This window comes from Gordonia sputi NBRC 100414 (assembly GCF_000248055.1).
In the GTDB taxonomy this organism is placed as follows: domain Bacteria; phylum Actinomycetota; class Actinomycetes; order Mycobacteriales; family Mycobacteriaceae; genus Gordonia; species Gordonia sputi.
The window spans coordinates 50,482-60,641 of the sequence record NZ_BAFC01000016.1 but is presented as its reverse complement, the minus strand read 5'-3'; the positions used below and the strand labels follow the sequence as shown (position 1 = coordinate 60,641).

Sequence of the window (10,160 nt, the reverse complement as noted above, 5' to 3'; positions counted from 1 at the left end):
GCCGCCCAAGACGCGCAACTTTCTGCGGGCTGCGGCGCGCAGCGGCCGCCTACCGCACGCCCGACCGCGCGCCCGACCGGACCAGGGCCCTAGAACCGGCCCCCGACGCCGATGCGGCCCGAGCTCGACGACCCGCCGAACGAGCCGGGGCTGCGCCCGCCGCCGCTGGTGTAGCCACCGCCGCCGAAGCCGCCCCCGAACCCTCCGCCGTAGCCACCGCCGCGCATCGTCCCGCGCAGGAAGCTGTCGACCAGGATGCCGCCGAGTACCGCACCGGTGGCCGCCGATCCGGTGCTCGAGCGCGGCTGCTGACTCTGCTGCCAGCTCACCACGTCGCCCTGTGCGGCCATCAGTGCCTGGTCGGCGAGAGATCCGGCTCGACGCGCGGCATCGGTCGACGCGGTCGGGTCGCTCTCCGCGGTCGTAGTGGCCGACTGCAGTAGGCGCTGCGCTTCGGCGAGTCGGGTGCGTGCGGTCGAGCCGATGGCGCCGCGTCGAGTTGAGATGAAGTCCGACGCCGCGGTGACCTTGGCCTGCGCGCTGGTCAGTGCAGCGGTGAGTACCTCGGTTCGTTGCTTGCGCTTTGCCAGCGCGCCGCGGGCGGAATCGAGTGCATGGTCGAGGTCGGCGTCGGCGTCGACCAATGCGGTGAACACTCCCAGTAGGTCCTGGTCCGTGCCGGCTTTGGCGCGGTCGAGCGCCGTGGTGGCCGACGCCACCGCCGTCGCCAGCTCCGGCCCGCCATCCGACGACAGTCCGGCGGCCTCCTGCAACTCGCCCTCGACCTCGGCGATCAGCGCGGGCAGCTGCGTGTGCGCGGCGGCGATGTTGGTGTCGGCGTTGTCGATCGCGTCGAGGAGCTTGTCGGCCTGGGAAATGGCGCCCTCCGCCGAGCGGATCGCGGCAACGGCGGCGCCCTGCTCGCCGACGGGTCGCGCGATCGCCGCGCGACCTTGGTCCGCGCTGCTCTCGGCAAACCCGACCTCCTGGGCGGCGAGGTCGACGTTGTGCTCGATCGAGCGCAGCGTCGGCGCGCCGTACTTCTGCGTCAGCGTCGCGAGTTGGCCGGAGGCACCCTCGAGGCGTGCCCGCAGCGCGACGAGTTGCTGCGTGATCTGCGCGAATCGGCTGTCGGCGTTGATCAACAGATTGCGCATCTCGTCGAAGGCCGAGACCTGCTCGTCGAGTGCGGCGTCGACGTCGGTGCAGGTTGTGATGATCTGCACCAGCATCGAGCGTCGTTCGTCGGATGTCTCCGGGATGTCGTCGTCGAGTCGTTGTCGCAGCGAGAACGATGTCGCAAGACCACGTTTCGCGGCGTCGAGTGCCTGTGTAAACGGTGCGGTCTGGGCCGGACCGAACTCGTCGACGGCCAGCCGCAGCTCCTCCTCGCTGGTGCGGATTGCGTTGTCGGTGTCGGTCAAGACCTCGCGCGACCAGGGTTCGAGGACCTCGATCGGCTGTGACAGTAGTTGGTCGCCGGTGAGTTCCTGTTCGCGAACGGAGTCGAGTTGCGACTCGAGCTTCTGCTTTCGACGCCGCCGTGAGTAGAGGTAGGCGCCGCCGCCGCCGACGACCGCGACACCACCGACCGCTCCGGTGACGATTGCGGCGGTGTGCGACGGCGTGAGTGCCGAGCCGAGACCGTTCGCCGCGCCGACGGCCGCGCCCGGCCAGTCCGACTTCTTGAGCGCGGGCACGATGTTGTCCTGGGCGATCGAATCGAGCTTCGACCGGTCGAGGCCGTCGACCGAATCGGGCGCGTCGAAGCGGTACGCGCGGTCGTCGGTGGCGACGGCGAGGAGCACGTCGTGCTCGCCGAGGTCGCTCATCTGCACGGTCTGCGAGCCCCACTGCTCACTACCCAGCCCGTTGAATGTCTTGACGTAGACGACCCACAACTGCACGCCGTGGTCGCGGTAGAGCCCCTCGACCGCGTGCTGCACCCGCGTGCGATCCGACGACGAGAGCACGTCGGCGGGATCGGTCACCTGGTCGGGTAGCCGCATCGGCGGCTCGGCCCGGGCGGTGTCCGCGGCCAGAGAAGTACCCACCAGCGCAAGCATGAGGAGTGCTCCGACAATCACCACGCGCAGGAGAACGCGAGGGTCCGGGATGTTCTTTCCGACAGTGAGCGGTCTGAGCATGTCATCAAATCTAGGCGGTCGACGGCCTCGAGCTGAACCCAGCCACGCCCGTCTCGCGCCGGTTGTCCCGATCGCTGGGCGAACGTCGCGTGAACAGGGTTGCGGCGCAGAGGATCGCCGCTCAGGCAGCCGCCGTCCGACGTCGCTTGGGCGGCAACGGGATCTGCGCCGACGTTGTGTGTTGGTAGTCGGCGTATTCGGGGTACTTCGACAGTGTCAGTGACTCGGTGAACTTGGTCGAGCCGACGAACAGCAGGGTCAGCAGCACCGCGCCGACGATCGTCGGCTGCAGGATCGACCCCGCGGCCACGGCTCCGAACAGGTAGATCACCCACCACTGGGCCTGCTCGAAGAAGTAGTTCGGGTGCCGGGAGTAGTGGAACAGCCCGGTGGTGCAGAACCGCGTCGACGTCTGGCCGGAGGCCTTGCGTGCGTGGAACTCCCACTGCTGCTGGTCGGCGGTGGCCTCCCCGGCGAGGAACGCCAGGAAGGCCACCGCGAGCACGACGTCGAGCACAACGAACCCGCCCGGATGACGCTGCGCGGTGTAGCCGGGCAGCGTGATCAGCACCAGCAGCAGGTTCTGGTAGATCACGATGAAGAACAGGTTGAACAACCAGAACTGCCACTTGCTCATTCGGGAGCGCAGCACTGCCCAGCGGTAGTCCTCGGTGCCGGTATACCCGCCGTGTCGGGCGAAGTTGAACGTCAGACGGATACCCTACGCCGTCACGAGCACAGCCATCACCGTCGTGCGGGCGTCGAAGTGGCTGTACGCCGCGAACACCCAGAGGTAGATGACAGGCGCGATCGACCAGATGCGGTCGACCCACGACGTGTCGCCGGTGATCAGCGACGCGACCCAACAGCCAAGCGAGATGACACCCGCGATGATCGCGACGACGGCCAGGCTCGACATATCGACTCAGTTCACCCGCGCCAGCGGCACAGCGCTTCGACGGCCGTCAGGTCGTACTCGGGGCCGGTGGTGCCGACGGTGATCAGCGAGACGCCTTCGGCGCTGATGGCGTCGGCGGTGCGCACCAGTTCCTCGACGTCGCCGGTGAACGGGATGCCTGCCGACCGCTCGATGGTTTCGGGGTCGCGGCCGATCTCCTCGCAATAGCCCGACAGCACCTTGGTCTTGTGCCGGTAGGTCTCGACGTCGTTGAAGCCGTGCCAGGCGTCGGCGTACTTCGCGACGAGCGGGAGGGTCTTCTTCTCGCCGCTGCCACCGATGAGGACCGGAATGTGCCGGGTGGGTTGGGGATTGAGCTTCTCGAACCGTGAGGCGATCCGCGGCAGTGCCTCGCCCAGCTCGCCGATGCGGCTGCCTTTGGTGCCGAAGTCGTAGCCGTACGCGTCGTAGTCCTTCTCGAACCAGCCCGCGCCGATGCCGAGGATGAGTCGGCCGCCGGAGATGTGGTCGACGGTGCGTGCCATATCGGCCAGCAGGTCGGGGTTGCGATACGAGTTGCACGTGACGAGCGCACCGATCTCGACGCGTTCGGTCTGCTCAGCCCACGCGCCGAGCATGGTCCAGCACTCGAAATGCGCGCCGTCGGGGTCGCCGTAGAGCGGATAGAAGTGGTCCCAGTTGAAGATGATGTCGACGCCGAGGTCTTCTGCCCGCAAGACCGCGTCGCGTATCAGCGAGTAGTCGGGGGCGTGCTGCGGCTGGATCTGGACTCCGATGCGAATGGGAAATGCCATGTCTCCCAGTCTGCCCCTCCACAGCCGCCGCGTCGATGACCAACTTCCGCCGGTCGAGCGCACCCACCGCTGGTCGAGCGCACCCACCGCTGGTCGAGCGCACCCTGCCCGCTGGTCGAGCGCACCCACCGCTGGTCGAGCTTGTCGAGACCCCCGCCCGCTGGTCGAGCTTGTCGAGACCACCTCGCCCGCTGGTCGGGCCCCTAACCGCTGGTCGAGCTTGTCGAGACCACTTCTTGCCTCCAACGCAATGCTGCTCGACGCCGCGCGGCGGCGGTGTCAGGCTGGACCGATGAGCCACGACCAGAACCCGCACACGGCGGCGGAGTGGGACGCGAGGTACGCCGACATCGAGCGCCTATGGACGTCCAACGTGAATCCCTCCCTGATCGCTGAGGCCTCCGACCTCGCGCCGGGCACCGCGCTCGACGTCGGAAGTGGTGAAGGTGCCGATGCCCGCTGGCTCGCCGAGCGCGGCTGGCAGGTCACGGCGATCGACATCTCGCAGGTCGCCGTCGACCGCGCACGGGAGAGCTTCCCCGGACCCGAGATCACTTGGCTGCAAACAGATCTCGTCGTCGACGACGTACCGGGTGGTGACTTCGCTCTCGTCGCGGCGCACTACTTCCCGATCCTCACCGAAAACCGTTCGGTGGCAGAGAAACTCGTCGATGCTGTCGGGCCGGGCGGCTCACTGCTGGTGGTCGCACACGCGCCAGAAGGCGTGCGCGCGCACGGATTCGACCCCGCCGACTACGTGCAACCCGACGACATCGCGACCTTGCTCGAGAGCCGGACCACGGACGGTGAATCCAAAGAAGCTGGCTGGGAGATCGTCACCCACGAGACCCGCCCGCGCGGCATCCCCGCTGGCGGTGGGCACCACATCGACGACGTGGTGCTGCTGGCGCGTAGGTTGCCCGCCCTGTAGCAGCTAGCTCTAGCTCCAGTCGCGTTGCGACCGCTTCGACCAGTAGTCAGCAGGCGTCTCGGGGTGCGCGACTAGTTCCGCGAGAACCGCGGGTTCGAGGGTCACCGTGTTCGCGGCGACGTTACTGTCGACCTGCTCGACGCTCACCGCGCCCGACAGCACATGTGCCGCCCACGGCTGAGCCAGCGCCGCCGCCAACGCGACCTGGTCGGTGGGTACGCCCAGTTCGTTTGCAGCGAGGTCGACGGCGCGTCGGGCGTCGGAGTCGTCGGCGACGCCGGGCGCCAACCGTCCGTTGGCCATGCCTTCTTTCACGACTACCGACAGCCCCGCCTCCGCGGCCTCCGCCAACGCTGGGCCCACCGACGTCTCCAGCAGATTCCACGTCGACTGGACGACCCCGAAGAGCGGTGCCCCGCCGACTTCGATCGAGATCGCTTGTCGCACAACGTCGGCCTGCGACAGACCAGACGTCGAGAAGCCGACGCGGTAGCCGTCGTCGCGCAGTCGGGCGAGCGCGTCGAGGAGTGCGGGGTTGGTCAGTGCCGGGCTGTCGGGTGTCAGCGAGTGGATCTGGTAGATGGAGAGTGCTTCGCCGAGTATCGAGCGGCTTGCGGTCCACTGGTCGACGAACTCGCCGAGACTGTGGTCCTTGACCTCGTGAACCGCGGCGTCGAGTTCCCATTCGCCGACGTAGCGGTAGCCCCACTTCGAGGCGACGACCACGTCGTCGACGTCGGGTCGATCACTCAACCAGTCCGCGAGGAACTGCTCCGACAGCCCGTACGACCGCGCGCAGTCGAGGTAGCGCACCCCGTCGGCGTAGGCGGCGTCGAGCACCGCGTACGTGCGCGCACGCATGTCCTCGATGCTGCGTTCCTCGCCGAGGTCGTCGTCTCGTCCGGTCGTGATGTACGCCGGACGGCCAACGGCTGCCAGGCCTAGTCCGATTGTGGCGCTTGGTGTTGTCACTTCTCGACCTCGTAAACCCCGTCGACCGTGTTCGCTCGTGTGATGGCCTGCATGCGTTCGAGTCTATCGAGCCGCGCTGCTCACTTGATGAGCGCGGCGCGCACCGAGTGAGCAGCGTCAGCTTCGAGGCACCGCTCGACGAGCCTGGGATTGGTGGTGGCCTCGATGCCGCGTACCGCCTGTTTGACCGGCGGGACAGCGCGGGGAGCGACGCTCAGCTCCCGCACCCCAAGCGCAACAAGGAGATCGGTTGCCGTCTCGTCGGCCGCCAGCTCTCCGCAGACTGCGACCAGGCGGTCGGGTCCCGCACCGCGACAGACCCTGTTGATCAGTGTGACGACTGCGGGATCGAGCGGATCAGCAAGCGCCGCAACGGAAGTGTTGCCGCGTTCTGCGGCCAGCGTGTACTGCGTGAGGTCGTTGGTACCGATGCTGAAGAAGTCGACGTACCGCGCGAAGGCGGCGGTCTTGAGGGCTGCTGCGGGAACCTCGATCATGATCCCCACCTCGAGCCCCGCCGGTTCGCCACGTCCGACGGAAGTGATCGCGGCGTCGAGATGCTCTCGGGCGGTGAGTAATTCGTCGACGGTGGTCACCATCGGGAACATGATGCTGATCGGGGTCTGGTGTGCAACGGTGACGATGGCTCGGAGCTGGTCGTCGAAGAGGGTCTTCTCCGCCAGTGCGAGGCGGAGCCCACGCAGGCCGAGGAAGGGGTTCTCTTCCGCGGGTTGCGGCACGAACGGGAGCGGTTTGTCGCCTCCGACGTCGAGCGTGCGTAGCGTGATGCGTTGGCCGCCAAGGGCATCGGCCATCGCGAGGTAGGTGTCGATCTGCTCGTCGACGGAGGGTGGCTGCGCACGGTCGAGGTAGAGGAATTCGGTACGGACCAAACCCGAACCGTCCGCGCCGCTTTCGGCTGCGGCGCGCGCATCCTCGACGGAACCGAGGTTGGCTGCCACCAGTATTCGCGTGCCGTCGGCGGTGCTCGCCGACTCGTGCGCCGATGCGCGGGCGAGTTCTCCGCGCTCCGCAGCACGCGATGCCTCGCCGCGCAGGCGTTCGAGGGTCTGACTGTCAGGGTCGACGATGATCTCGCCGGTCGATCCGTCGAGTGCGACTGTGACACCGGGTTCGATGGCCAAGATGTCGGAGCCTGCAGCGACGACCGCGGGGATCCCGCGCGCGCGGGCGAGGATTGCAGCGTGACTTGTCGGGCTCCCGCCCGCGAGGATGACGCCCGCGACCTTCTCGGCGTCGAGGACGGCCGCCTGTGCGGGCAGCAGATCGTCGACGACGAGGATGCCGGTGCCATCGATGGTCGCGTCCGGGATGCCTGCCAGCTTGCGGAGTACCTGCTGTCCGACCGCGTGCACGTCGACGGCACGTTCGCGCAGGTAGGGGTCGTCGACGGCGCGCCATTCGGCTTCGACTGCCGCCACTGCCTCCGCCCACGCGCGCGACGCGGGCACGCCGGACTCGATGCGCTCGAGGGCTGCGGCCACCAGGTCGGGATCGTCGAGCATCACCAGGTGGGCGTCGAAGATGGCGGCGTCGGCGGGGCTGTGCTGCGCCGTTGTGGCGCGCAGGCTCTCGATGTCGGCGCGTACATCGTCGATGGCGTCGCGCAGTCTGGCGGACTGGGCGTCGGCGGAGTCGAAGTGCTCGTCGGGGGGCTCGACGTCGACGACCGCGGGCGTGAACACCGGCCCGATCGCGATCCCGGGCGACGCGGGCAGGGCGGGGTGGTCTCGACAAGCTCGACCAGCGGGGGAGGCAGCTCGACCAGCGGTGGGGCGGCTCGACCAGCGGTGGGGCGGCTCGACCAGCGGTGGAAGCTCGATCGGCGGTGGGGTGGTCTCGACAAGCTCGACCAGCGGGGAGGCAGCTCGACCAGCGGCAGTTGACTCTCGACCGGCGGGGAGGGGGCTCGACCAGCGGTTGGGGCTCGACCAGCGTCGGGACCAGCTCGACCAGCGGTGGGGGCGTCGGGACCAGCGGCCGCGTCCTCCTCGCCAAACCGATTGCGCGCCAACGCAGTCAGGTGCTCGATGGCGGCCTGTGCGTCGGGGCCGCTCGCGTCGATCTCGAGATGCTGGCCGCACCGCACGGCGAGGCCCACGACCTGCGACATGCTGCTCGCCGACGCCGGGCCGGCGCCGGTATCGAGGTTGCGCAGCGTGACCTCGGCGTCGAATTGTCTTGCCTCCGTGACCAATCGGGCGGCAGGTCGGGCGTGGAGGCCATGCGGGTTCTCGACCTCGACGACGGCGGACTCACCGCCGGGCGACATATTCTCACCACTCGCCGGCACATCCTCCTCGCCGACGCCCAGCGCCGACCGCTTCGGCGTCAGCGCCTGCGCCGCCTCGGCGGCGACGTCGGAGGGTGAAGCCCCGGAGGCGGCGGTCACGGCTGCGGCCATGAGTCCCTCGACCAACGGAGCCGCCGACAGCACGGTGCGCTCGCGGACCTCCGGGTCGATCAGTTCAAGCGCGAGTTCGGTTGACAGAACAGCACTTCCGAGATCCATCAGGACCACGACGCCCTGTGCGTCGTCCGCCTTCTCGATCGCGTCGACGATGGCGGTGGCATCGGTGCCGAAGGTCTCGGCGTCGAGTCCCGCTGCGACGGCGATGCGCGTCGTCGATCCGTGGAGCATCTCCGATGCCAGTGCCACCGCGGCGTCGGCAAGCGCCCTGCTGTGAGAGACGACCACCAGCCCCGTCATGGTGTGCCGGTCGCGTTCACGGCTTCGGCGAGCGCGTCGACGAGCATCGCCGCGCTCGTCGCTCCCGGATCCTGATGTCCGACGCTGCGCTCACCGAGATACGACGCGCGACCCTTGCGGGCAACCATGTCGACGGTCGAATCGCGTCCGGCGGCGGCAGCATCGGCGGCGACCTGCAGTGCCTTCGGCAGTGCTGCGCCGTCGGCGAGCGCCGCATCGAGGGCATCGCATGCGGGGTTGAGCGCATCGAACATGGTCTTGTCGCCGGGCTGTGCGTGTCCGCGGTCGACCACGCCGGCAAGGCCGGCGCGCAGTGCCGCGGCGAGCGTCGTGCCGTCGATCTCGCTGCTGTCGCCGATGGCGCCCGCCATCCGGAGCAGCAGGGTGCCGTTCAGCGGCCCGCTGGCGCCGCCGACCTTGCTGACGAGTGTCATGCCTGCCTTCTTCAGCATCGGTCCCGGCAGGTCTGGACTATCGGCGAGTCCGTCGACGACGGCGGTCATGCCGCGTTCCATGTTCGATCCATGGTCGGCGTCGCCGATAGCGGCGTCGAGTTGGGTCAGGCCGTCGACGTCGGCCACCACGTCGCTGGTGAACAGGCGGAGCCAGGTGGCGATGGTGTCAGTGGTCAGGGTGGTCATGACGTGCCCTTTGGATCAAGCCCAGTGCAGGTTCGGTGTGTCGACCGGAGCGTCCCACAGATCGGTGAGTTCGTCGTCGAGTCGCAGGAGCGAGACCGAACATCCCGCCATGTCGAGGCTGGTGACGTAGTTGCCCACGAGGGTGCGCGTTGCGGTGATGCCAGCGGCGTCGAGTAGTCGTGTGAATTCGGCGCACATCAGATAGAGCTCGATCAGGGGTGTTCCGCCGAGGCCGTTGACCAGCAGGACGACCCCGTTCTCGCCGAGGGTGAAGTCGAGGTCGGCGAGAACCGGATCGATCAGCATCTGCGCCATCTCATTCGCCGAAGGCAGTTCGACGCGTTTGCGGCCCGGTTCGCCGTGGATGCCGGCGCCGAGTTCGATCTGATTCTCGGGGAGGTCGAAGGTGGGGTGGCCGACCGCGGGGACCGTGCAGGAGGTGAGAGCGAGGCCCATGGTGCGTGCGTTGTCATCTGTCTTGCGTGCCAGCCTGGCGACTTCGGCGAGGTCGGCGCCGCGCTCGGCGACCGCCCCGGCGATCTTCTCGACGAAGACCGTGCCGGCTACACCGCGTCGACCGACCGTGAAACTGCTGTCGGTGACGGCCACGTCGTCGTCGACGATGACAGACACCACCTCGACGTCGGCGAGCTCTGCGGCCATCTCGAAGTTCATCACGTCGCCGCTGTAGTTCTTCACGATGTGCAGCACGCCAACGCCACCGTCGACGCCGCTGGTGGCGGCCAGGATCTGGTCGGGGACGGGCGATGTGAAGACCTCGCCGCAGGCGGCGGCGTCGAGCATCCCTTGGCCGACGAATCCGCCGTGCAGGGGCTCGTGGCCGCTCCCTCCGCCGGAGACCAACCCGACCTTTCCGCGACGTGGTCCCTCCGCTCGGAAGATCACCCTGTTCTCGTGGTCGACGCGCAGTCGGGGATGAGCGGCCGCAACCCCGCGCAGTGCGTCGGCCAGCACATCGGCCGGCTCGTTGATGAACTTCTTCATGAGCCACTACTCCTACGGGA

The 10,160-nt window shown here is 68.3% G+C and carries 9 protein-coding genes and 1 pseudogene; 1 reads left to right on the top strand and 9 read right to left on the bottom strand.

The window, feature by feature from the left end; translation table 11 throughout:
* Window positions 1-89: 89 nt before the first annotated feature.
* The 4 genes from GOSPT_RS02255 to GOSPT_RS02245 form a co-directional block, all read right to left on the bottom strand.
* Entirely contained in the window at window positions 90-2,066 is a 1,977-nt protein-coding gene (locus GOSPT_RS02255) for a TPM domain-containing protein (RefSeq protein WP_005202496.1), read from the bottom strand.
* A gap of 202 nt (window positions 2,067-2,268) precedes the next feature.
* The gene (locus GOSPT_RS02250) at window positions 2,269-2,859 is read right to left on the bottom strand and encodes a DUF1295 domain-containing protein (protein ID WP_245548678.1); all 591 of its coding nucleotides are present in this window, start codon (window positions 2,857-2,859) and stop codon (window positions 2,269-2,271) included.
* Between the two features lie 9 nt (window positions 2,860-2,868).
* Window positions 2,869-3,066, bottom strand: a complete 198-nt coding sequence (locus GOSPT_RS24205; RefSeq protein ID WP_005202493.1) for a DUF1295 domain-containing protein — start codon at window positions 3,064-3,066, stop codon at window positions 2,869-2,871.
* A gap of 11 nt (window positions 3,067-3,077) precedes the next feature.
* Window positions 3,078-3,860 (bottom strand): LLM class F420-dependent oxidoreductase, encoded by a 783-nt coding sequence (locus GOSPT_RS02245; RefSeq protein WP_005202490.1) that lies wholly within the window; start codon window positions 3,858-3,860, stop codon window positions 3,078-3,080.
* A 292-nt stretch (window positions 3,861-4,152) separates the two neighbouring features.
* On the opposite strand from GOSPT_RS02245, the gene GOSPT_RS02240 reads away from it, so the two are divergent.
* Complete coding sequence (locus GOSPT_RS02240; protein ID WP_005202489.1) at window positions 4,153-4,791, top strand: class I SAM-dependent methyltransferase; 639 nt, start codon at window positions 4,153-4,155, stop codon at window positions 4,789-4,791.
* 9 nt (window positions 4,792-4,800) lie between these two features.
* On the opposite strand, the gene GOSPT_RS02235 is transcribed toward GOSPT_RS02240, so the two are convergent.
* From GOSPT_RS02235 to dhaK, 5 genes and pseudogenes are all read right to left on the bottom strand, one after another.
* Complete coding sequence (locus tag GOSPT_RS02235) at window positions 4,801-5,763, bottom strand: aldo/keto reductase (RefSeq protein ID WP_005202488.1); 963 nt, start codon at window positions 5,761-5,763, stop codon at window positions 4,801-4,803.
* An 80-nt stretch (window positions 5,764-5,843) separates the two neighbouring features.
* Window positions 5,844-7,469, bottom strand: coding sequence for a phosphoenolpyruvate--protein phosphotransferase (gene ptsP, locus GOSPT_RS02230; protein ID WP_005202487.1), 1,626 nt, complete (start codon window positions 7,467-7,469; stop codon window positions 5,844-5,846).
* A gap of 332 nt (window positions 7,470-7,801) precedes the next feature.
* Window positions 7,802-8,494, bottom strand: a pseudogene (gene dhaM / locus GOSPT_RS02225) (dihydroxyacetone kinase phosphoryl donor subunit DhaM); the annotation flags it as partial.
* A complete protein-coding gene (dhaL, locus tag GOSPT_RS02220; RefSeq protein ID WP_005202485.1) occupies window positions 8,491-9,135 on the bottom strand; it encodes a dihydroxyacetone kinase subunit DhaL in 645 nt (214 codons plus the stop codon). The pseudogene dhaM and the gene dhaL, both read right to left, overlap by 4 nt.
* A gap of 15 nt (window positions 9,136-9,150) precedes the next feature.
* Window positions 9,151-10,140: a dihydroxyacetone kinase subunit DhaK gene (dhaK, locus tag GOSPT_RS02215; RefSeq protein WP_005202484.1), complete on the bottom strand. Its 990-nt coding sequence runs from the start codon at window positions 10,138-10,140 to the stop codon at window positions 9,151-9,153.
* Window positions 10,141-10,160 lie beyond the last annotated feature (20 nt).

Excerpts from the sequence above, each read along its gene's own strand:
- GOSPT_RS02255 (WP_005202496.1), bottom strand. The coding sequence starts at position 2,066 with ATGCTTGCGCTGGTGGGTACTTCTCTGGCCGCGGACACCGCCCGGGCC.
- GOSPT_RS24205 (WP_005202493.1), bottom strand. The coding sequence starts at position 3,066 with ATGTCGAGCCTGGCCGTCGTCGCGATCATCGCGGGTGTCATCTCGCTT.
- GOSPT_RS02245 (WP_005202490.1), bottom strand. The coding sequence starts at position 3,860 with ATGGCATTTCCCATTCGCATCGGAGTCCAGATCCAGCCGCAGCACGCC.
- GOSPT_RS02240 (WP_005202489.1), top strand. The coding sequence starts at position 4,153 with ATGAGCCACGACCAGAACCCGCACACGGCGGCGGAGTGGGACGCGAGG.
- dhaL (WP_005202485.1), bottom strand. The coding sequence starts at position 9,135 with ATGACCACCCTGACCACTGACACCATCGCCACCTGGCTCCGCCTGTTC.
- dhaK (WP_005202484.1), bottom strand. The coding sequence starts at position 10,140 with ATGAAGAAGTTCATCAACGAGCCGGCCGATGTGCTGGCCGACGCACTG.